At 61.0% G+C, this 22351-nt stretch carries 19 protein-coding genes; 12 read left to right on the top strand and 7 right to left on the bottom strand.

Translation table 11 applies throughout. The annotated features are described in order from the left end of the window. Positions 1-89 precede the first annotated feature (89 nt). Genes ftsX through ftsY form a run of 3 tightly spaced genes read right to left on the bottom strand, consistent with a single transcriptional unit; the run spans position 90 to position 3204 of the window. Complete coding sequence (ftsX, locus tag Q7C20_RS06620; RefSeq protein ID WP_348056972.1) at positions 90-1112, bottom strand: permease-like cell division protein FtsX; 1023 nt, start codon at positions 1110-1112, stop codon at positions 90-92. Next, on the bottom strand, positions 1109-1780 hold the full coding sequence (ftsE, locus tag Q7C20_RS06615) for a cell division ATP-binding protein FtsE (RefSeq protein ID WP_017476533.1): 672 nt from the start codon (positions 1778-1780) through the stop codon (positions 1109-1111). Before ftsE ends, ftsX begins: the two co-directional genes overlap by 4 nt. Beyond that, positions 1777-3204 carry a signal recognition particle-docking protein FtsY gene (gene ftsY / locus Q7C20_RS06610; protein ID WP_375066464.1) on the bottom strand — a complete coding sequence of 476 codons (1428 nt, stop codon included), beginning with the start codon at positions 3202-3204 and terminating at the stop codon, positions 1777-1779. The genes ftsE and ftsY overlap by 4 nt, the downstream gene beginning before the upstream one ends. A gap of 339 nt (positions 3205-3543) precedes the next feature. On the opposite strand from ftsY, the gene Q7C20_RS06605 reads away from it, so the two are divergent. From Q7C20_RS06605 to Q7C20_RS06590, 4 genes are all read left to right on the top strand, one after another. Then, on the top strand, positions 3544-4899 hold the full coding sequence (locus Q7C20_RS06605) for a M16 family metallopeptidase (RefSeq protein WP_375066463.1): 1356 nt from the start codon (positions 3544-3546) through the stop codon (positions 4897-4899). Continuing rightward, a complete protein-coding gene (locus Q7C20_RS06600; protein ID WP_375066462.1) occupies positions 4892-6382 on the top strand; it encodes a M16 family metallopeptidase in 1491 nt (496 codons plus the stop codon). The genes Q7C20_RS06605 and Q7C20_RS06600 overlap by 8 nt, the downstream gene beginning before the upstream one ends. Continuing rightward, positions 6382-6999, top strand: a complete 618-nt coding sequence (rsmD, locus tag Q7C20_RS06595; protein ID WP_348056966.1) for a 16S rRNA (guanine(966)-N(2))-methyltransferase RsmD — start codon at positions 6382-6384, stop codon at positions 6997-6999. The genes Q7C20_RS06600 and rsmD overlap by 1 nt, the downstream gene beginning before the upstream one ends. Before the next feature lie 315 nt (positions 7000-7314). Next, positions 7315-8310: a hydrolase gene (locus Q7C20_RS06590; RefSeq protein WP_375066461.1), complete on the top strand. Its 996-nt coding sequence runs from the start codon at positions 7315-7317 to the stop codon at positions 8308-8310. A gap of 119 nt (positions 8311-8429) precedes the next feature. Here Q7C20_RS06590 and Q7C20_RS06585 read toward each other — a convergent pair whose 3' ends face one another. Both Q7C20_RS06585 and Q7C20_RS06580 read right to left on the bottom strand, forming a co-directional pair. Next, positions 8430-9284, bottom strand: a complete 855-nt coding sequence (locus Q7C20_RS06585; protein WP_375066460.1) for a sulfurtransferase — start codon at positions 9282-9284, stop codon at positions 8430-8432. 33 nt (positions 9285-9317) lie between these two features. Next, positions 9318-9989, bottom strand: coding sequence for a TetR/AcrR family transcriptional regulator (locus Q7C20_RS06580; protein WP_348056960.1), 672 nt, complete (start codon positions 9987-9989; stop codon positions 9318-9320). 145 nt (positions 9990-10134) lie between these two features. Between Q7C20_RS06580 and Q7C20_RS06575 the strand changes: the two genes are divergently transcribed. The 5 genes from Q7C20_RS06575 (at position 10135) to Q7C20_RS06555 (ending at position 15064) form a co-directional block, all read left to right on the top strand. Further along, positions 10135-11562, top strand: a complete 1428-nt coding sequence (locus tag Q7C20_RS06575; protein ID WP_375066459.1) for a coniferyl aldehyde dehydrogenase — start codon at positions 10135-10137, stop codon at positions 11560-11562. 24 nt (positions 11563-11586) lie between these two features. Next, a complete protein-coding gene (locus Q7C20_RS06570) occupies positions 11587-12132 on the top strand; it encodes a twin-arginine translocation pathway signal protein (RefSeq protein ID WP_375066458.1) in 546 nt (181 codons plus the stop codon). A gap of 164 nt (positions 12133-12296) precedes the next feature. Further along, positions 12297-13892, top strand: coding sequence for a GMC family oxidoreductase N-terminal domain-containing protein (locus Q7C20_RS06565; RefSeq protein WP_375066457.1), 1596 nt, complete (start codon positions 12297-12299; stop codon positions 13890-13892). 114 nt (positions 13893-14006) lie between these two features. Beyond that, the gene (gene coaD / locus Q7C20_RS06560; RefSeq protein WP_348056952.1) at positions 14007-14486 is read left to right on the top strand and encodes a pantetheine-phosphate adenylyltransferase; all 480 of its coding nucleotides are present in this window, start codon (positions 14007-14009) and stop codon (positions 14484-14486) included. 326 nt (positions 14487-14812) lie between these two features. Next, complete coding sequence (locus Q7C20_RS06555; protein ID WP_008364838.1) at positions 14813-15064, top strand: YfhL family 4Fe-4S dicluster ferredoxin; 252 nt, start codon at positions 14813-14815, stop codon at positions 15062-15064. 123 nt (positions 15065-15187) lie between these two features. Here the strand turns inward: Q7C20_RS06555 and mutM are convergent, their stop codons facing one another. Together mutM and Q7C20_RS06545 are read right to left on the bottom strand one after the other, a co-directional pair. Continuing rightward, positions 15188-16000 (bottom strand): bifunctional DNA-formamidopyrimidine glycosylase/DNA-(apurinic or apyrimidinic site) lyase, encoded by an 813-nt coding sequence (mutM, locus tag Q7C20_RS06550; protein WP_375066456.1) that lies wholly within the window; start codon positions 15998-16000, stop codon positions 15188-15190. Between the two features lie 21 nt (positions 16001-16021). After that, on the bottom strand, positions 16022-16834 hold the full coding sequence (locus Q7C20_RS06545) for an HDOD domain-containing protein (protein WP_348057013.1): 813 nt from the start codon (positions 16832-16834) through the stop codon (positions 16022-16024). Between the two features lie 327 nt (positions 16835-17161). On the opposite strand from Q7C20_RS06545, the gene Q7C20_RS06540 reads away from it, so the two are divergent. The 3 genes from Q7C20_RS06540 to ilvD all read left to right on the top strand — a co-directional run bounded on the left by Q7C20_RS06540 (position 17162) and on the right by ilvD (position 21890). Then, the gene (locus Q7C20_RS06540; RefSeq protein ID WP_375066455.1) at positions 17162-18358 is read left to right on the top strand and encodes a class I SAM-dependent rRNA methyltransferase; all 1197 of its coding nucleotides are present in this window, start codon (positions 17162-17164) and stop codon (positions 18356-18358) included. A gap of 281 nt (positions 18359-18639) precedes the next feature. Continuing rightward, positions 18640-19800 (top strand): MFS transporter, encoded by a 1161-nt coding sequence (locus Q7C20_RS06535; RefSeq protein ID WP_375066454.1) that lies wholly within the window; start codon positions 18640-18642, stop codon positions 19798-19800. 248 nt (positions 19801-20048) lie between these two features. Then, positions 20049-21890, top strand: coding sequence for a dihydroxy-acid dehydratase (gene ilvD / locus Q7C20_RS06530; protein ID WP_375066453.1), 1842 nt, complete (start codon positions 20049-20051; stop codon positions 21888-21890). The last annotated feature ends 461 nt before the right edge of the window (positions 21891-22351 follow it).

The following is a 22351-nucleotide window of genomic DNA, read 5'->3' as shown; positions in this document are numbered from 1 at the left end:
TTGACCGAGAACCGTAGGACAAGTTCCCTAAACCACTGATACGGTCAATACAATCGAAACCACATTAATCTGACATTAACGATTTCAAACTACTTCGGTGCCAGCTCACGTAAATGCCGCGCCACCGCAATCCACGCACCGATATACCCCAACAATACTGCGCCAAGCAAGAGGCTCAGACCATCGGCGACCGGCACGCCGGCCAAGGCAAAATCGCTGCCGTAGAGTCCGGCCAGCCCGACAACCGCGTCGTTCAGCCAGTCCAGGCCAAACGCCAGCACGCCCCAGGACAAAAACCCGGCACCCAAGCCATAAAGCGCGCCCATGTACAGAAAAGGACGACGCACATAACTGTCCGTGCCGCCGACCAGTTTAATCACTTCTATCTCGGTGCGACGGTTTTCAATATGAAGACGAATGGTATTACCTATCACCAAAAGTAATGCAGACACCAACAGCACCGTCAGGCCGAACACGAAGCGGTCGCCCAGCTTGAGGATCGCCGCCAGGCGCTCTACCCAGACTAGATCAAGTTGCGCCTGTTGCACCTTCGGCATTTCTGCGAGTTTTTGTCGCAGGGCTTCAAGCGCGGGTTTGTCGACTTCATTCGGCGTCACCAGCACCACGCCCGGCAGCGGGTTCTGCGGCAGCTCTTTAAGCGCCTCACCCAGGCCGGACTGCTGCTGGAACTCCTCAAGGGCCTGATCGCGACTGATGTACTCGGCATCCGCCACGCCCGGCAGGTTCTTGATGTCATCTCGCAAGGATTCGCCGTCTTTGGCGCTGGCGTCGATGTTCAAGTACAGGGAAATCTGCGCCGCGCGCTGCCAGGAACCGCCCAGGCGCTCCACATTATTAAGCAGCAGCGACAAACCCATTGGCAGGCTCAAGGCCACGGCCATCACCAGGCAGGTGAAAAAGCTGCCGATCGGCTGTTTGCCCAGACGCCGCAGGCTATCGAGCAGGCTAGCGCGATGGCTTTCGATCCAGGCGCGCAGCAGCGTGCTGAAGTCCGGGCCGTCGTCTTCGTCTTTTTTCTTCTTTTTCGGTTGCGGGTCGGCCGGTTTCGGCGCCACGCGTTCGGACACTTTAGGGCTGCGGGTGGCACTCATACACCGGCCTCCCCGTCACCGATCAGACGGCCGCGCTGCAGGGTGAGCATTCGGTGACGCATGCGCGCAATCAGTGCCAGGTCGTGACTGGCGATCAGCACGCTGGTGCCCAAGCGGTTAATGTCTTCGAAAACACCCATGATCTCGGCCGCCAGACGCGGGTCGAGGTTACCGGTAGGTTCATCCGCCAGCAGCAAGGCCGGGCGGTGGACGATAGCGCGGGCAATGCCGACGCGCTGTTGCTGCCCGGTGGACAGGTCGCCGGGGTACAAGTCGGTCTTGTCCGAGAGCGCCACGCGCTCCAGGGCCGAATCCACCCGCTTGATGATTTCAGCCTTGGACAGCCCGAGAATCTGCAATGGCAGGGCAATGTTGTTGAACACCGTGCGATCAAACAGCAACTGGTGGTTCTGGAACACCACGCCAATCTGGCGGCGCAGAAACGGAATTTGCGCATTGCTGATGGTGGCCAAATCCTGGCCGGCCAGCAGCAGCTTGCCGGTGGTCGGGCGTTCCATGGCCAGCAGCAGGCGCAACAGCGTACTTTTGCCGGCGCCCGAGTGACCGGTTACAAACAAAAACTCGCCGCGACGCACGCGAAAGCTCAGCTCATGCAAGCCCACATGCCCGTTGGCGTAGCGTTTACCGACCTGCTCGAATCGAATCATGAACGCTCCCGCTCGGCGAAAAGTGCCTGTACAAAGGGTTCGGCTTCAAAGGTGCGCAGGTCGTCGATGCCTTCACCGACGCCGATGTAACGAATCGGCAACCCGAACTGTTTGGCCAGGGCGAAGATCACGCCGCCCTTGGCCGTGCCGTCGAGCTTAGTCAATGCCAGACCGGTCAGTTGCACCGTCTGGTTGAATTGCTTGGCCTGGCTGATGGCGTTCTGGCCGGTGCCGGCGTCGAGCACCAGCAACACTTCGTGCGGGGCGTCGGCGTCGAGCTTGCTGATCACGCGGCGCACTTTCTTCAACTCTTCCATCAAGTTGTCTTTGGTGTGCAGGCGACCGGCGGTATCGGCGATCAACACGTCAATGTTGCGCGCCTTGGCGGCTTGCACGGCGTCGAAGATCACCGAGGCGGAATCCGCGCCGGTGTGCTGGGCGATCACCGGGATCTTGTTGCGCTCACCCCAGACTTGCAGCTGTTCCACGGCAGCGGCGCGGAAGGTGTCGCCGGCGGCGAGCATGACTTTCTTGCCTTCCAGTTGCAGCTTCTTGGCCAGCTTGCCGATGGTGGTGGTCTTGCCGGCGCCGTTTACGCCAACGACCAGGATCACGAACGGCTTGTTCGGCGTGATCACCAGCGGCGCTTCAACGGGTTTGAGCATGGCGGCCAGTTCGGCCTGCAGGGATTTGTACAGCGCATCGGCGTCGGTCAGCTGTTTGCGCGCGACCTTCTGGGTCAGGCTCTGGATGATCACGGCGGTGGCTTCGACGCCCACGTCGGCGGTCAGCAGGCGGGTTTCGATGTCTTCCAGCAGTTCGTCATCGATGACCTTTTTGCCGAGAAACAGGCTGGCCATGCCTTCGCCGATGCTGGCGCTGGTTTTGCTCAGACCTTGCTTGAGGCGGGCGAAGAAACCGGTTTTGCTGGTTTCAGCGGGGGTAGCGACGGGCTCTGGCTCTGACGCTGGCTCGACCTCAACAACGGCGGGCGCAGCAATGACCGCAACAGGCGCAGGCTCTACGACGGCTGGCTCAGGCACTTCAATGATGGCTGGCGGCGTTTGGACTACAACGTCTTCAACCGGCTCAACCACCACCGGAATCGGCGGCGCCACGTGCTCGGCCTGTACATCTTCAACCAACGCCACGGGCTCTTCAGCCACCGGCAACTGCGGCCACGGCTTGTGCTCAGGCTCAGGTTCAAGCACCGGCTGCAACACCGGCTCAGCCAGGGTCAGCACGATCGGCGCCGGCGTTTCAGCGACCGGTTCGGCTTCCACTACAGGTTCAAGGATAGGCTCAGGTTGAACCTGCGGCTGTTCGACGACGGTTTCCTGCGGCTTTTTGCGCAGCCATCCGAACAGGCCTTTTTTCTCGCCAGCCGCAGCTGGGCTCTTCTTGTCGTCGTTGGAACCAAACATGGAGGACGGCTATCTCAAAGTGGCGATGCGCCAGGGCGCCTCGGTAAATAAATTCGATGCAGAACAGACTGCTTTAAGGCTCGCTTGTTCATGCGCAACATTCTGTAAGGCGTAAAATAAAGGCCTTAACGAATCGTTTCAATAAAGGACTGAAGCGACAAAATCCGCGAAAAGTAGAAGATCGTCGGAGAAAAACAACGCCATTTCCTACATTCCTACGACCGAATCCGGGACAAGATGACCGCCGCAGTGGCCGTGTCCAAACCGGATCAGTATCCTAGCACCTCCTCGCCCGCCGACGCTAAGACCAAGCGGGCAGCCCAACAGGTTTAAAAACGAATGAATGCTCTAGCCCGCCGCGCTGCAGGCCTGCTGCTCGGCACAGTTTGTCTGCCCCTTTCAGCTTTGGCTGCCGACCCACAACCCACCCATGAATTCACCCTCGATAACGGCCTGAAAGTGGTCGTGCGCGAAGACCATCGCGCGCCGGTGGTGGTTTCCCAGGTCTGGTACAAGGTCGGCTCGAGCTACGAAACCCCGGGCCAGACCGGTTTGTCCCACGCCCTGGAACACATGATGTTCAAGGGCAGCGCCAAAGTCGGCCCTGGCGAGGCCTCGCTGATCCTGCGCGACCTCGGCGCCGAAGAAAACGCCTTCACCAGTGACGACTACACCGCCTACTACCAAGTGCTGGCCCGTGATCGCCTGGGCGTCGCGTTCGAGCTGGAAGCCGACCGCATGGCCAGCCTGCGTCTGCCGGCCGACGAGTTCAGCCGTGAAATCGAGGTGATCAAGGAAGAGCGTCGCCTGCGCACCGACGACAACCCGCTGTCCAAGGCCTTTGAACGTTTCAAGGCCATGGCCTACCCGGCCAGCGGCTACCACACGCCGACCATCGGCTGGATGGCTGACCTTGAACGCATGAAGGTCGAAGAACTGCGCCACTGGTACCAATCCTGGTACGTGCCAAACAACGCCACGCTGGTGGTGGTCGGCGACGTGACTCCGGACGAGGTGAAGACCCTCGCCCAGCGTTATTTCGGCCCGGTCCCCAAGCGTGATGTGCCACCGGCCAAGGTGCCCCAGGAGCTGGCCGAGCCGGGCGAGCGCTTGCTGACGATGCATGTGCAAACCCAACTGCCGAGCGTGATTCTCGGATTCAACGTGCCGGGCCTGGCCACCGCCGAAGACAGGCGCTCGGTACAAGCCCTGCGCCTGATTTCCGCCCTGCTGGATGGCGGTTACAGCGCGCGTATCTCCGAGCAACTTGAGCGCGGTGAAGAACTGGTTTCCGCCGCGTCCACCAGCTACGACGCTTACACCCGTGGCGACAGCCTGTTTACCCTGAGCGCTACGCCAAACCAGCAGAAGAAAAAGACCATTGCCCAAGCCGAGGCCGGCCTGTGGCGCTTGCTGGATGAGTTGAAAGCCAAACCACCGACCACCGAGGAACTGGAGCGTATCCGCGCCCAAGTGATAGCCGGCCTGGTTTACCAGCGTGACTCCATCACCAGCCAGGCCACGGCCATTGGCTCGCTGGAAAGCGTTGGCCTGTCCTGGAAGCTGATGGACACCGAGCTGGCCGACCTGCAAAGCGTGACCCCGCAAGACATCCAGAACGCCGCGCGCACCTATTTCACCCGCGAACGTCTCAGCGTCGCCCATGTTCTGCCTGAGGAGACCGCTCATGAGTGATCGCAAAAGCAGCCGCCTGATCTTCCCCGGCCTGGTGGCCGTCACCCTGATCGCCGCAGGCGCCGTGTACTTCCTGCGCCCGAGCGAGTCGGTTGCCAGCCCTGCGCTGGAAAAAGCCCAGTCGGGCAACAAACTGCAATCCCTGGCGGAACTGGACGGCAAGGCGCCGACCAACCGCAAGCTTGACGTGCAAACCTGGACCACCGCCGAAGGCGCCAAGGTGCTGTTCGTCGAAGCCCATGAATTGCCGATGTTCGACATGCGCATCCTGTTCGCCGCCGGCAGCAGCCAGGACGGCAACACGCCCGGCGTGGCACTGCTGACCAACGCCATGCTCAATGAAGGCGTGCCGGGCAAGGATGTCAGCCAGATCGCCAGTGGCTTTGAAGGCTTGGGCGCTGACTTTGGCAATGGCGCGTTCCGCGACATGGCGCTGGTCTCCCTGCGCAGCCTCAGCGACAGCGACAAGCGCGATGCCGCCCTGGCGCTGTTCGGCGAGGTGATCGGCAAGCCGACCTTCCCCGCCGACTCACTGGCGCGCATCAAGAACCAGATCCTCGCCGGTTTTGAGTATCAGAAACAGAACCCGGCCAAACTGGCCAGCCTGGAGCTGTTCAAGCGCTTGTACGGCGATCACCCTTACGCTCACCCGAGCGAAGGCACGCCTGACAGCGTTCCGGCGATTACCCTGGCGCAATTGCAGGCGTTCCACGCCAAGGCGTATGCCGCTGGCAACGCGGTGATCGCGGTTGTAGGCGACCTGACGCGCGCCGAAGCTGAAGCCATGACGGCCAAGGTATCGGCGTCGCTGCCCAAAGGCCCGGCGCTGTCGAAGATCGCGCAGCCGACCGAGCCGAAAGCAGGCCTGAGCCATATCGAGTTTCCGTCCAAGCAAACGCACTTGCTGTTCGCGCAACTGGGCATCGACCGCTCAGACCCGGACTACGCAGCCTTGTCCCTGGGCAACCAGATTCTTGGCGGCGGTGGCTTCGGCACCCGTTTGATGAGCGAAGTGCGCGAGAAACGCGGCCTGACCTATGGCGTCTACTCCGGCTTCTCGCCGATGCAAGTGCGCGGCCCGTTTATGATCAACCTGCAGACCCGCGCCGAAATGAGCGGCGGTACGCTGCGTCTGGTGGAAGACGTGCTGGCCGATTACCTGAAGACCGGCCCGACGCAAAAGGAACTGGATGATGCCAAGCGTGAGCTGGCCGGCAGCTTCCCGCTGTCTACCGCGAGCAACGCCGACATCGTCGGGCAGCTGGGCGCCATGGGTTTCTACAACCTGCCGCTGAGCTATCTTGAGGATTTCATGAAACAATCCCAGGCCCTGACCGTAGAGCAGGTCAAGGCTGCCATGAATAAACACTTGAGCGCCGACAAGATGGTCATCGTGACCGCCGGCCCGACGATTGCGCAAAAGCCACTACCGCCCCCCACTGATAAACCCGCCGAGCAGCCGCTCGGGGTTCCGGAGCATTAATGGCCAGTTCATCTCGCCCGAAAAAACCCGTCCACAACGTTCATAACGGTGTAGGCCAGCTGCGCATCATTGGCGGTGAATGGGGCAGCCGCAAGCTGAGCTTCCCCGACGTCGTGGGCCTGCGCCCGACGCCGGACCGTGTGCGTGAAACCCTGTTCAACTGGCTCGCGCCATACATCGGCGGGGCCAAGGTGCTCGACCCGTTCGCGGGCAGCGGCGCGCTGTTCCTCGAAGCGCTGTCCCGTGGCGCAGCCTTGGGCCAGGCGCTGGACGCCAGCAATGTCGCAGTGTCCAGCCTCAAGGAGCACTTGGGCACCCTGCGTTGCACCACCGGGCAGGTGCAAACCGCCGACGCGCTGCGCTACCTGGAAACCCAGCCGGCCAGCCAATACGACGTGGTGTTCCTCGACCCGCCATTCAACCAGAACCTGTTGCCGACCGTGTGTGCGTTGCTGGAAGAACGCCAATGGCTGGCGCCGGATTCGTGGATCTACACTGAAAGCGAGACCGCGCCTTCGACCCTCGGGCTGCCGGGCGCCTGGCGCCTGCACCGGGAGCAGAAGTCGGGCCGGGTGTATTACGCGTTGTGGCACCGCTTTGTCGAAAGCGCTGCCTGATCCATTTGTGGCAAGCGGCCGTATTGTGGTGAGCAGGCTTGTTGTGTCAAACGGGCTAATTGTGGCGAGCGGGCTTGTTGTGGCGAGCGGGCTTGCCCCGCGTTGGGCTGCGCAGCAGCCCTAAAACCTGCAACCGCGCTCTGCCTGAATAAATGCAGCGATCTTGATAGGGCTGCTGCGCAGCCCAACGCGGGGCAAGCCCGCTCGCCACAACAAGCCCGCTCGCCACAGAAAGCCGGCTCGCCACAACTGAGCCTGCTTGCCACAACCGAGCTCCACCGTCACAGGTAAGTGCGTTTGCCCACAGAGAGTTTCATGAAGCCTTCTTCCGACCTGTTCACCCCCGCCTTCGGCCTCGGCAACCCCCATCTGCAAACGCTATGGGGCCCACTGTGGCGCCCCACCACCCACATCGAACGCCAACGCGAGCGCCTGTGGCTGGACGACGGCGACTTTCTTGACCTTGACTGGCACGGCCCGCATTACGCCCAGGCGCCGCTGGTGTTGGTGCTGCATGGGCTGACCGGCTCATCCAACTCGCCTTACGTCGCCGGCCTGCAAAAAGTCCTCGCCGCGCAGGGCTGGGCCAGTGCGGCGTTGAACTGGCGCGGCTGCTCGGGCGAGCCTAATTTGCTGGCGCGCAGCTATCACTCCGGCGCCAGCGAAGACCTGGCGGCAGCGATTGCCCACCTGCGTGCCAAGCGGCCGTTGGCGCCGCTGTACGCGGTGGGTTATTCGCTGGGCGGCAATGTGTTGCTCAAGCACCTGGGTGAAACCGGCGAGGCATCCGGGCTGCAAGGCGCGGCGGCGGTGTCGGTGCCGTTTCGTCTGGACCAGTGTGCGGACCGTATCGGCCTGGGTTTTTCGCGGGTGTATCAAAAGCACTTCATGCGCGAAATGCTCGCGTATATCCGCGTCAAGCAACGCCGTTTTGTGCAGGATGGTCGGGCTGACGGGCTGAAAACCCTGGAAGGCCTGGGCTCGCTGGAGAAGATGCGCACGTTCTGGGATTTCGACGGGCGGGTAACTGCGCCGCTGCATGGTTTCCTCAGTGCCGAGGACTATTACCGTCGTGCGTCGAGTCGGTACTACCTGGGCGACATCCGCACACCAACCCTGATTATCCAGGCTGCGGATGACCCGTTTGTATTCGCTCACAGCTTGCCCGAGGCGAGTGAGTTGTCGGAGTGCACCGAGTTTGAGTTGCTGGCCAAGGGTGGGCATGTGGGATTTGTGGACGGTTCGCTGAAGCGACCAAGCTATTACTTGGAGCGCCGAATTCCCCAATGGCTGCTGACACAACACGGTTAAAACTGTGGGAGCGGGCTTGCTCGCGAATGCGGTTTGCCAGCCAAAAATGTATCGACTGACACTCTGCATTCGCGAGCAAGCCCGCTCCCACATTTGATTCGGTTTACATAGCCGATAACTCAGTCACCCGTCGCAATCTGCCGCGCCGGATCCGTAATCCACTCACTCCACGACCCCGCATACAACTTGCCCAACGGGTAACCCGCCAAACTCAATGCGAACAGGTTATGACACGCCGTCACGCCTGAGCCGCAGTACGCAACCAGTTCGTCCGGCGAACGCCCCTGCAACTGCTCGGCAAACCGCTGCTTGAGCTGCTCCGCCGGCAAAAAACGCCCGTCACTGCCCAGGTTTTCGTTAAACGCCGCGCATTGCGCACCGGGGATATGCCCGGCGATCGGGTCGATGGGTTCCACGTCGCCACGAAAGCGCGCTTGGGCGCGGGCATCGATCAGCGTCAGGCCCGGCTGGCCGAGGCGTTTTTGCAAATGCTCGGCGTCCAGCAATAGGTGATTGTCCGGCGTACCGGAAAAAGTCCCCGGCTCGATCACCGGTGCATCCAGGCTCAGAGGGAAACCGGCCGAGTGCCAGGCCTTGAGGCCGCCGTCCAGAATAAACACGCCATCGCGCTTGCCCAGCCAGGCGAGCAACCACCACGCCCGGGCGGCGAAGGCGCCTGGGCCGTCGTCGTACAGCACCACGTCGGTGTCGGCATTGATGCCCCACGCGCGCAACTGTCGAACCAGGGTATCGGCCGCCGGCAACGGATGACGGCCGGTCACGCCTTTGGTCACCGGGCCACTGAGGTGGCGCTCCAAATCAGCGTATTGCGCACCTTCGATATGCCCTTCGGCATAACTGCAGCGCCCGTAATCCGGGTCTTCCAGGGCAAAACGGCAATCCAGGGTCACCAGCCCTCCGTCCTTCTGGCGCTCGGCCAGTTGCTGGGGGCTGATCAGTTGGGCAAGCGGCATGACGGACTCCTGTGAACAGATTCGAGAAAGGCCCTACTTCACGTCTTCCAGTGCCTGATTCAACGGCACATAAAACTCTTTGAACAAGGCATCTACCGCCTCTTTCGCCTGGGGCGTGACGAACCCCGCCTCCAGCAACAGCACCTGATACACCCCGCGCTTGATTGCTTCGGCGCTCAAGTGGGCGGAATTTTCATTGGTGGTGCACAGGAAACGCACCCAGGAGGTGAGGATGATCCAGGCATTGAGCGTCAGGGCTTCAGTTTGCACCGGGTCCATATTGAGGATGCCGGCGTCGACAAACCCTTGGTAAATCGCAGCGGCTTGACTCAGGCAGCGCTGGGAGAAGCGCCGGTAGCTGGTGGCCAGTTCCGGGTCACTGTCCAGCATGTGTTCGAGGTCGCGGTGCAGGAAACGGTAACGCCACATGCCCGCCAGCACGGCTTGCAGGTAAAAGCGCTTGTCTTCGACCGTGACGGCTCGGCCCTCGGGCGGGCGCAGGAAGCTGTCTACCAGGGCTTCGTATTCACGAAACAGCACGGCGATAATCGCCTGCTTGTTGGGGAAGTGGTAGTACAGGTTGCCCGGGGAAATTTCCATGTGAGCGGCAATATGGTTGGTGCTGACACTGCGCTCGCCCAACTGGTTAAACAGCTCCAGGCTGGTTTGCACAATGCGTTCGCTGGTCTTAACTCGTGGCGCCATAGGGATCAGCTTCCATACACGTGATGAAGCATCTTACGGTCTATCCTCAACGGGATGAATCCCCATGTTGATGCAACGACATTTGACAACTTAGAGCAATAACTCTAAAAATCCAGGCAGACCTATAACAATCGGGAACTGCGCCATGCCTGCCAACGTCGCCTATCTGCACGATCCCCAGGCACTGGATCAACTCCAACACCTGTTCGATGCCCAACGCCGAGCCTATGCCGCCAACCCGATGCCACCGGCCGCGCAACGTCAACAATGGCTCAAAGCCTTGCGCGATTTGCTCAGCGACGAACGTCAGTCGTTAATAGCCGCGATCAGCAGTGACTTCAGCAATCGCAGCGCAGATGAAACCCTGTTCGCCGAACTTATGCCCAGCCTGCACGGCATTCACCATGCCAGCAAACACCTCAAGGGCTGGATGAAACCTTCCCGGCGGGCGGTGGGCATTGCGTTCCAGCCGGCGTCGGCCAAAGTCATTTATCAGCCATTGGGCGTGGTCGGCGTGATCGTGCCGTGGAACTACCCGCTGTATTTGGCCATTGGCCCGCTAGTGGGCGCCCTCGCCGCCGGTAATCGGGTAATGCTCAAGCTCAGCGAATCCACGCCTGCGACCGGTGAACTGCTCAAGGCGCTGCTGGCGAAAGTCTTCCCCGAGGACCTGGTGTGCGTGGTGCTCGGCGAAGCCGACGTGGGCATGGCGTTCTCCAGGTTACGTTTCGATCACCTGCTGTTCACCGGCGCCACCAGCATCGGCAAGCACGTGATGCGCGCCGCCGCCGAAAACCTGACCCCCGTCACGCTGGAACTGGGCGGCAAATCGCCGGCCATCGTTTCCGCCGACGTGCCGCTCAAGGACGCTGCCGAGCGCATCGCTTTCGGTAAAGCCCTGAACGCCGGGCAAACCTGTGTGGCGCCGGACTACGTGCTGGTGCCGGAAGATCGCGTTGAAGGTTTCGTCGAGGCTTACACCACCGCCGTGCGCAGGTTTTATCCCACGCTCGTCGACAACCCGGACTACACCGCCATCATCAATGAACGGCAACTGGCCAGGCTCAATGCCTACATCAAGGACGCCACGGACAAGGGCGCCACCCTCATTCCCCTCTACGACCAAAGCCAGGCAAGGCGCATGGCTCACAGCCTGTTGCTGAACGTCAGCGATGAGATGACGGTGATGCAGGATGAAATTTTCGGTCCGGTGCTGCCGATCGTGCCCTATCGCGGCATTGACCAGGCGTTTGCCTACATCAACGCGCGGCCGCGCCCACTGGCCCTGTACTACTTCGGCTACAACAAGCGCGAACAGAACCGCGTACTTCACGAAACCCATTCCGGCGGCGTGTGCCTGAACGACACGTTGCTGCACGTGGCTCAGGACGACATGCCGTTTGGTGGCATCGGCCCGTCGGGTATGGGCCATTACCACGGCCATGAAGGGTTTCTGACGTTCAGCAAGGCCAAGGGTGTGTTGGTCAAGCAACGCCTGAACGCGGCGAAATTGATTTACCCGCCTTACGGTAAATCCATCCAAAAGCTGATCCAGACGTTGTTTATCCGCTGATGCCCCACTCATGGGATCAAAACAATGAACCCCAGCCTGACTGATTCACCTGCGCTGTCGCGGCGCGGCGTTTTGAAAATCGGCCTGTGCGCCAGCGCGTTCCTGGCCACCGCCGGGCTGGGCGCAAGCCTCAGTGGCTGCTCCAGCAGCACGCCGGCCACTGGTTTTGCCATGTTGCGCAGCAGTGACTTGCCGTTTTTACGCGCGGTGATCCCGGTACTGCTCGAAGGCGCGGCCAGCGCCGAGGAAGTGGTTGCCGGCATCGAAGACACCCTGAAAAAGCTCGATTACAGCCTGCAGCACCTGTCGCCAGAGATGCTAAAGCTCACCCAGCAATTGTTTGACGTGCTGGGCATGGGCATCACCCGAGGCCCGTTAACCGGTATTTGGGGCAGCTGGGAAAACGCCAGCGCCGAGCAAATCCGCAGCTTCCTGCACCGCTGGGAAAACAGCTACCTGAACCTGCTGCGCATGGGCCAGGGCTCGCTGCTCAAGCTGGTGATCATGGCCTGGCACTTCCGGCCTGCGGCGTGGGTGCATTGCGGCTACCCCGGCCCACCAAAGGTCTAACTTTGGCAACTCAATCAAAAATGTGGGAGCGGGCTTGCTCGCGAAAGCGGTGCATCAGTACCGAATTTGTTGACTGTTGCACCGCTTTCGCGAGCAAGCCCGCTCCCACATTTGGATTGCAACTTCGTCGCCACTGATTCGTATAAAAATAAGAGAGCAAACCCATGCCCGTACCCGATCTGTTCCGCGACGGCCTGGCCCGTGGCTGGAAAACCCACAACGGCGCCGCCCTCGGCAGCGACCTGACCCTGGAAACCGACGTGGCGATCATCGGCAGCGGCGCGGGTGGCAGTACCACGGCGGAAATCCTCAGTGCCGCTGGCTACAAGGTGTTGCTGATCGAAGAAGGCCCGCTCAAGACCAGCAGCGACTTCAAGCTGCTTGAAGACGAGGCCTACGCCAGCCTGTACCAGGAAGGCATCGGCCGCATGAGCAAGGACGGCGCGATCACTATCCTGCAGGGCCGGGCGGTGGGCGGCACCACGCTGATCAACTGGACGTCCAGTTTCCGCACGCCCGACGCCACCCTCGCCCACTGGGCCAGCGAATACGCGGTGAAGGGCCACAGCAGCCTGGAGATGGCACCGTGGTTCGAGAAAATGGAACAGCGCCTGGGCATCGCGCCCTGGGCCATTCCACCCAACGCCAACAATGATGTGATCCGCAAAGGTTGCGAAAAACTCGGCTACAGCTGGCACGTGATCCCGCGCAATGTACGCGGCTGTTTCAACCTGGGGTATTGCGGCATGGGCTGCCCGGTCAACGCCAAGCAGTCGATGCTGGTGACCACCATTCCATCGGCCCTCGAAAACGGCGGCGAGCTGCTCTACCTGGCCCGCGCCGAGCGCCTCAATTACAGCGGCGACACCATCAGCAGCCTCGACTGCGTGGCGATGGACGGGCGTTGCGTGGCACCCACCGGGCGCAAAATTACGGTCAAGGCCAAGCATTACGTGCTGTCGGGCGGCGGCATCAACAGCCCGGCACTGCTGATGCGCTCGGACGCGCCCGACCCGCATTCACGGCTCGGCAAGCGTACCTTTCTGCACCTGGTGAATTTCTCCGCAGGGCTGTTCGACGAGGTGATCAACCCGTTCTATGGCGCGCCTCAGTCGATTTATTCCGACCACTTCCAATGGCTGGATGGCACCACCGGCAAAATGTCTTACAAGCTGGAGGCGCCGCCCCTGCACCCGGGCTTGGCGAGTACGTTGTTCGGCGGCTACGGCACGCAAAACGCGCTGGACATGCGCCAACTGCCTCACACCCACGCCATGCTCGCATTACTGCGCGACGGGTTTCACCCCGACAGCCCCGGCGGCACCGTGGAGTTGCGCGGGGACGGCACGCCGGTGCTGGATTATCAGGTATCGGCTTACGCCTGGGACGGCCTGCGCCGAGCTTTTCATACCATGGCCGAGATTCAGCTCGCGGCAGGTGCCAAGTCGGTCAAGCCGCTGCACCACGATGCGCGCTACGTGACCACGTTGGCCGGAGCCAAAAGCATGATTGACGGGCTGAGCCTGGAACTGCATCGCACCACGCTGGGCAGCGCCCATGTGATGGGCGGTTGTGCCATGGGCGAAGACCCGAAACATGCAGTCGCCGACAGCCTCGGCCGCCATCACCAACTGCGCAACCTGTCGATCCATGATGGCTCGCTATTCCCCACCAGCATTGGGGCTAACCCGCAATTGTCGGTCTACGGGTTGACTGCGCAACTGGCGAGCGCATTGGCCGAACGTCTGAAAACAGCGTGAAAAAACACGCTATTCGCGGTGTCTATACGGCTTTCTTATGCATAAGTTGACTTGGCCGACCGGGAAGGCTGCGATACCATCCGGTTCCCCAACGGACTCCGCCAGGACGACGCGATGAACCGAGTGTTGTACCCAGGTACTTTCGACCCGATTACCAAAGGCCATGGCGATCTGGTCGAACGCGCCTCGCGCTTGTTCGACCATGTGATCATCGCGGTCGCGGCCAGCCCCAAGAAAAACCCGCTGTTTCCCCTGGAACAGCGCGTGGAGTTGGCGCAGGAAGTCACCAAACACTTGCCCAATGTGGAAGTGATGGGCTTCTCAACCCTGCTGGCGCATTTTGCCAAAGAGCAGAACGCCAACGTGTTCCTGCGCGGCCTGCGCGCCGTGTCGGATTTCGAATACGAATTCCAGCTGGCCAACATGAACCGCCAACTGGCGCCGGACGTGGAAAGCCTGTTCCTCACGCCGTCGGAACGTTATTCGTTCATTTCCTCGACGTTGGTCCGTGAAATCGCAGCTCTGGGCGGCGATATCACCAAGTTCGTGCACCCAGCTGTGGCAGATGCGCTGACGCTGCGCTTCAAGAAGTAGAGGCTTGTTGTGGTGAATGGGCTTGCCATGGTGGGCGGGCTTGCTGTGGCGAGCGGGCTTGCCCCGCGTTGGGGCGCGCAGCGGCCCTGAAACCAGGCGGCGCGGTCTATGCTGAAACTATGCGGTGTCTTTACTGAGGCCGCTTCGCAGCCCAACGCGGGGCAAGCCCGCTCGCCACAACAGGCCCGCTCGCCACAACAAGCCTATTCACCACAACAAGCCCGCTGGCCACAGGTCAGACCTGCTCGCACTGCGGGCGCCAATACGGCACAATTGCGCGCATTAGTTTTCAGATGCCTTGGCTGACAGCCCTGGCAGGAGTTTCCATGTCCCTGATCATCACCGACGATTGCATCAATTGCGACGTCTGCGAACCCGAGTGCCCGAACGCCGCGATCTCCCAGGGTGAGGAGATCTACGTGATCGACCCCAACCTGTGCACTCAGTGCGTCGGCCACTACGACGAGCCGCAGTGCCAACAAGTGTGCCCGGTGGATTGCATTCCGCTGGATGAAGCGCATCCGGAATCGGAAGAGCAGTTGATGGAGAAGTACCGGAAGATTACCGGTAAGGCTTGAGGCTTTTTAGTGCCTGCCAGGGCCTCATCGCAGGCAAGCCAGCTCCCACATTTAGAATTGTGAATACATTCAAAGGTGGGAGCTGGCTTGCCTGCGATGGCGATATCAACCATCACACCGTCATCAGCTCTGGCACTTAGGGCAAAACACACTCGCCCGCTGCCCCAACACCACATTGCGCAATTCTGTCCCGCAGACCTTGCACGCCTCGCCGCCCCGGCCGTACGCGTACAATTCCTGCTGGAAATACCCCGGCTGCCCGTCGCCGCCGATAAAATCCCGCAACGTCGTGCCGCCACGTTCGATGGCCGCCGCCAGCACGCGCTTGATCTCGATCGCCAGCTTCAAATAACGCCCACGGGAGATACCGCCGGCGGCCCGACGCGGATCAATCCCCGCCGCAAACAACGCCTCCGTCGCATAGATATTACCCACGCCTACCACCACCGCGTTGTCCATGATGAACGGCTTCACCGCCATCGAACGCCCCCGGGACAGCTGGAACAGGCGCTCGCCGTCAAACAGGTCAGTCAACGGCTCCGGCCCCAGGCGAATCAGCAGTTCGTGGTTGTGCGGGTCCTGGCTCCAGAGCATCGCGCCAAAACGCCGCGGGTCGGTGTAACGCAGGGCCAGGCCCGACTCCAACTCAATGTCCACATGCTCATGCTTGAGCGCCGGCAAACCGGCTTCCACCAAACGCAAATTGCCCGACATGCCCAAATGGCTGATCAAGGTGCCCACTTCGGCGTTGATCAGCAGGTACTTGGCTCGCCGCTCCACTAGCACGATGCGTTGCCCGGACAGGCGCACATCGAGGTCTTCGGGGATCGGCCAGCGCAAGCGCCGCTCACGCACCACCACGCGGCTGACGCGTTGGCCTTCAAGGTGCGGTGCAATGCCCCGCCGGGTGGTTTCGACTTCTGGTAACTCGGGCATGCATACCTCTTGCAGAAAGGGTCAGTTCGCGCCCAGTTCGCGGATCGACAACTTCATGCTTTCGAAGTCGTAGTCCGACAGGCCCACGTAATCCAGCACCAGATGGCCGATGGCGTTCCACTCATGGTCCACCGCCTGGTTGCCCAGCACGCGATACGACGAGCAAATATGCTCGGCCATTTTCAGGATCGCCAGCAGGTTTTTAAGCTGCGGATTGCGCGTGGATTCATCGCTGAAAACTGCCAGGGCGTTGTGGTGATTGGCAATAGCGTCGGTCACATGCTCCGGCAAGCGCCAGGACTTGGCGGTGTAATAGCCGACCACCGCATGGTTGGTGTGAAACGCGTTGTTCTCGGTATCGACCACACGGCAATCCGGGCCGGCGTTGGCGTACGCCTCTTCCAGCACGGCCATGTATTTGGGGAAGCGCTTGAGCATCAGCGGCACGCCGCAATCGTGGAACAGGCCCAGCGCATACGCTTCGTCGACAGCTTGGGAGCCGGTGCGCTTGGCCAGGGTCAGGCAGGTCATGGCCACATCCTGGGCGGTGTCCCAGAAGCGGTTGAGGGTGACGATGGTGTCGTCGCTCATCTCGCCCCTGATCGACAGCGCGTTGATCAGGTTGATGATCGAACGGCTGCCCAGCAGGTTCACCGCGCGCTGGATCGAGGCAATCTTGTTGCTCAGGCCGAAATACGACGAGTTGACAATTTTCAGCAAGGCACCGGACAGGCCCGGGTCCTGGGAGATCAGCCGCGCGATCACTTCCAGGTCCGGGTCGGGCATGTATTGCTCCATCTGCAAATCCACCATGATTTGCGGTTGGGGCGGCACGCTGATGCCTTGCAGGGCCTGCTGGATCTGCTCGGGAGAAAGCTCTTGGGACATAAGTACACACTCTGGGCTAGGCGCGGATTCTAACCTCTATGGGAACCTGACCGACACCTCAAAGCCAGATTGAAATGGGATCAAATGTGGGAGCGGGCTTGTGTGGGAGCTGGCTTGCCTGCGATAGCATCACCTCGGTTCCTTCACATACCGAGTCGCCTGCATCGCGGGCAAGCCCGGCTCCCACAGGATCATCACAGCCCACATGTCCGGCGGCGCCACGGTTTCCTGCACAACACGGTATACTCCCGCTCTTTTTTCCGGAGCGACGTCATGTCCCTGCCAAGCCTGCGTCTCAAAGCCAACGCCGATCGTCGTTTGCGTAACGGCCACCTGTGGGTCTACAGCAACGAAATCGACGTGGCCGCCACCCCACTTCACGGCTTCCAGGCAGGCGACCAGGCCATTCTGGAAGCAGCCGGCGGCAAGACCCTGGGCATCGTGGCCATGAGCCCGAACAACCTGATCTGCGCCCGCCTGCTGTCGCGCGACATCAAGTTGCCTTTGGACAAATCGCTGCTGGTGCACCGCATCAACGTCGCCCTGTCCCTGCGTGACCGCCTGTTCGACAAGCCGTTCTACCGCTTGGTCTACGGCGACTCCGACCTGTTGCCAGGCCTGGTAGTCGACCGTTTCGGCGACATTCTCGTGGTGCAGATCGCCTCGGCGACCATGGAAGCGCACAAGGAAGACGTGATCGCCGCGCTGACCCAAGTGCTCAAGCCGAGCGGCATTCTGTTCAAGAACGACTCCGCCGCGCGTGATGCCGAAGGCCTCAACCGCTACGTCGAAACCGTGTTCGGCCTGGTGCCGGAGTGGGTTGCGCTGGAAGAAAACGGCGTGAAATTCGAAGCCCCGGTGATTCAGGGCCAGAAAACCGGCTGGTTCTACGACCACCGCATGAACCGCGCGCGCCTGGCCCCGTATGCCAAAGGCAAACGCGTGCTCGACCTGTACAGCTACATCGGCGGCTGGGGCGTACAGGCTGCAGCCTTTGGCGCCAGTGAAGTGTTCTGCGTCGATGCTTCGGCCTTCGCCCTCGACGGCGTGGAGCGCAACGCGGCACTGAACGGTGTTGCCGAGAAGATGACCTGCATCGAAGGCGACGTGTTCGAAGCCCTGAAGGAACTGAAAGCCAGCGAAGAGCGTTTCGACGTGATCGTCGCCGACCCACCGGCCTTCATCAAACGCAAAAAAGACATGAAAAACGGCGAAGGCGCCTACCGCCGCCTGAACGAGCAAGCCATGCGCCTGCTCAGCAAAGACGGCATCCTCTTCAGCGCTTCGTGCTCCATGCACCTGCCGGAAGACGACCTGCAAAACATCCTGCTGACCAGCGCCCGCCACCTGGACCGCAATATCCAGATGCTCGAACGCGGCGGCCAGGGCCCGGACCACCCGGTGCACCCGGCGATTGCCGAGACGCGGTATATCAAGAGCATTACTTGCCGGTTGTTGCCTAATAGCTAAGCAGCGCTGCGCTCTGTAATAGAGCGCAGATCAAACTGTGGGAGCGGCGGTGCGACGATTCGACTTGCTCGCGAATGCAGAGTGTCAGTCGGCACATTCTTCGACTGATACACCGCTTTCGCGAGCAAGCCCGCTCCCACATTGTATTGCGGCGCGTCGGAAGCATTTTTCCTAACGATGCAAGCCACTTCAATCAGGGAAATGTCTCTCAATATTTTGATTGAATTCCATTTTTCGCAGACTAGTATTCGTCTCTGGAATTACTCCGGAAAACAAAAACAATGTCTGGGCCGTACCTCTCCCGATTCATCCTCATCACCTGCATTTCCCTGATCAGCTTCTTCCCGATCAATATCCTGCTGCCCTCATTCCCCGCCCTGGCTGCACGGTTCGACACACCAACTGCCGATATTGCACTGTCCATCAGCCTGTTCACGCTGGTCTTCTCGGTCTCTCAGCTAATCGCCGGCCCGCTGTCGGATAAGTGGGGTCGCAAAGGGGTACTGATCGGCTGCATCACACTGTCGATCCTCGGAGCTATTGGTTGCGCACTGGCTTCGGACTACCTGACCTTCCTGCTGTTTCGCGGCGTGCAGGCCATGGGCTGTGGCTTCTTTGTGCTCGGCCACGCGCTGGTAGAGGATCTATTCGAAGAACAAGACCGCGCCCGCGTGCGCCTCTATTACATGACCCTGAGCGGTTCGTTTGTGGCGCTGTCACCGCTGGTTGGCTCCTGGCTGCAAACCACCTTCGACTGGCAAGGCAGCTTCTATGGCTTTGCGTTGATGGCACTGGGGATGCTGATCCATGCGTTCTGCATTCTGCCGTCCAAATCCGCCAGCCCGCATCGGGCGCCGGTGTCGATCTTCGGCACGCTCAAGGCCGTCGCACGCAATCGAGACTTTCTGCGCTACTGGTGGATCGCCGCGCTGGTGTTTGCCTGTTACTTCGCGCTGATCAGCGTGACACCGATGATTTTCATGGATGCCTTTAAGCTCTCCGAATACCAGTACGCCTTGGTGCTGATGGTGTACGGCGCGGCGTACCTGCTCGGCGGCGTGGCAGCCTCGTACTTGCAAAAACACATCTCGCTGTCCCGCCAGATCAACCTCGGCCTCGGCTTGCTGCTGGTTGCCGGCGTGCTGTTAACACTGATCATCAGCTTCGAGGCCATCACCACCGTGACCCTGCTGATCCCGATGCTGATCAGCGCCCTGGCGGTCACGCTGGTTCGACCGGCCGCGATTTCTGCGGCCATGTTGCTGTTCTCAAACAGCGCGGGCACGGCGGCATCGGCTGGCAACAGCATCATGTTTCTCACCGCAGCCGTCAGCAGCGCCGCCCTGGCGCAGGCTGGCAGCCATATGTTGATGACTATCGCGATCAGCTTTATCGCTTTCAGCTTATGGGGTTGGCTGACAAATGCGCGGGTCAGCCGCTGATGCCCCGCCACACGTCCCGTAACCGCTAACTTCACAGTGGCGGCCATTCCCTCCCGCCGCCAGCGGTGTAGAATCGACGCTATTCATCGCCAGTCATCCCCCGGCGGGTTTATGAGCTCAAGGCCCAAGCACGCGGCGATCCCGCGACGCGAGTGGCAACTTTTGGACACACGGCCATTTTTCGGGTGTTCCAGACGTCAATAGAAGCTCACTCCCTTTGATACCGATTAGCCGCCCGGAGTGCTCCAATGCCTGATTACCGCTCGAAAACATCCACCCACGGCCGCAACATGGCCGGCGCGCGCGCACTGTGGCGCGCCACGGGGATGAAAGATGACGACTTCAAGAAGCCGATCATCGCGATTGCCAACTCGTTCACCCAGTTCGTACCGGGCCACGTCCACCTCAAGGACCTGGGCCAACTGGTCGCCCGCGAGATCGAACGCGCCGGCGGTGTAGCCAAGGAATTCAACACCATTGCCGTGGACGACGGCATTGCCATGGGCCATGACGGCATGCTGTATTCCCTGCCGAGCCGCGAGATCATCGCCGACTCCGTGGAATACATGGTCAACGCCCACTGCGCCGACGCCATCGTGTGCATCTCCAACTGCGACAAGATCACCCCCGGCATGCTGATGGCCGCCCTGCGCCTGAACGTCCCGGTGATCTTCGTGTCCGGCGGCCCGATGGAAGCCGGCAAGACCAAACTCGCCTCACACGGCCTGGACCTGGTCGACGCTATGGTCATCGCCGCCGATTCCAGCGCCTCTGACGAGAAGGTCGCGGAATACGAGCGCAGTGCCTGCCCGACCTGCGGTTCGTGCTCTGGCATGTTCACCGCCAACTCGATGAACTGCCTGGTCGAAGCGCTGGGCCTGGCGTTGCCGGGCAACGGTTCCACACTCGCCACCCACAGCGATCGCGAGCAGCTGTTCCTGCAGGCTGGCCGCACCATCGTCGAGCTGTGCAAGCGTTACTACCACGACAACGATGAGTCGGTGTTGCCGCGTAACATCGCCAACTTCAAGGCGTTCGAAAACGCCATGACGCTGGACATCGCCATGGGCGGCTCTACCAACACCATCCTGCACTTGCTGGCCGCCGCGCAAGAAGCCGAGATCGATTTCGACCTGCGCGACATCGACCGCCTGTCCCGTCACGTGCCGCAACTGTGCAAAGTCGCGCCGAACATCCAGAAGTACCACATGGAAGACGTGCACCGCGCCGGCGGGATCTTCTCGATCCTGGGCTCCCTGGCCCGTGGCGGCCTGTTGCACACCGACCTGCCGACCGTGCACAGCAAGACCCTCGCCGAAGGCATCGCCAAGTGGGACATCACCCAGACTGACGACGAAGCCGTGCACACCTTCTTCAGGGCCGGCCCGGCGGGCATCCCGACGCAAACCGCGTTCAGCCAGTCGACCCGCTATGAAACCCTGGATGACGACCGTGAAAACGGCTGCATCCGCAGTGTCGAGCACGCCTACTCGCAAGAAGGCGGCCTGGCCGTGCTGTACGGCAACATCGCGCTGGATGGCTGCGTGGTGAAAACCGCCGGTGTGGATGAGTCGATCCACGTCTTCGAAGGTCGCGCCAAAATCTACGAAAGCCAGGATAGCTCGGTGCGCGGCATCCTCGCCGACGAAGTCAAAGAAGGCGACATCGTGATCATCCGCTACGAAGGCCCCAAAGGCGGCCCGGGTATGCAGGAGATGCTCTACCCGACGTCCTACCTGAAATCCAAAGGACTGGGCAAAGCCTGCGCCCTGCTTACCGATGGCCGCTTCTCCGGCGGCACCTCGGGCCTGTCCATCGGCCACGCTTCGCCAGAAGCCGCTGCCGGCGGCGCGATTGGCCTGGTGCAGGATGGCGACAAGGTGCTGATCGACATTCCGAACCGCTCGATCAACCTGTTGATCAGCGACGAAGAACTGGCGGCACGCCGGGTTGAGCAGGACAAGAAGGGCTGGAAACCGGTTGAAAAGCGTCCGCGCAAAGTAACGACCGCGTTGAAAGCCTATGCCCTGCTGGCCACCAGTGCCGACAAGGGTGCGGTGCGTAACAAGGCGATGCTCGACGGCCTGTAAGCCTGGCCAAAAAAAATGCCCCGCCAAGTGCGGGGCATTTTTTTGCCTGGAGAAAATCCCCCAGACAGATGGAGATCATCTGTGGGAGCTGCGGTGCGACGATTCGACTTGCCTGCGATTAGCGGTGTGCCAACCCACACATGAATTGCCTGTAACACCGCCTTCGCGAGCAAGCCCGCTCCCACAGTTGATCGAGTTCCAACTTGAGAATGCGATCGAATGTGGGAGCTGGCTTGCCTGCGATAGCGGTGTGCCAACCTACACATGAATTGCCGGTAACACCGCCTTCGCGAGCAAGCCCGCTCCCACAGTTGACCGAGTTCCAACTTGAGAATGCGATCGAATGTGGGAGCGGGCTTGCCTGCGATAGCGGTGTGCCAACCTACACATGAATTGCCTGTAACACCGCCTTCGCGAGCAAGCCCGCTCCCACAGTTGATCGAGTTCCAACTTGAGAATGC

Origin of the sequence: Pseudomonas sp. AMR01, assembly GCF_041946035.1 — a bacterium.
GTDB classification, from domain to species: domain Bacteria; phylum Pseudomonadota; class Gammaproteobacteria; order Pseudomonadales; family Pseudomonadaceae; genus Aquipseudomonas; species Aquipseudomonas antarctica_B.
The sequence above is the reverse complement of the archived record's forward strand: the minus strand, read 5'-3'. Positions and strand labels throughout refer to the sequence as shown.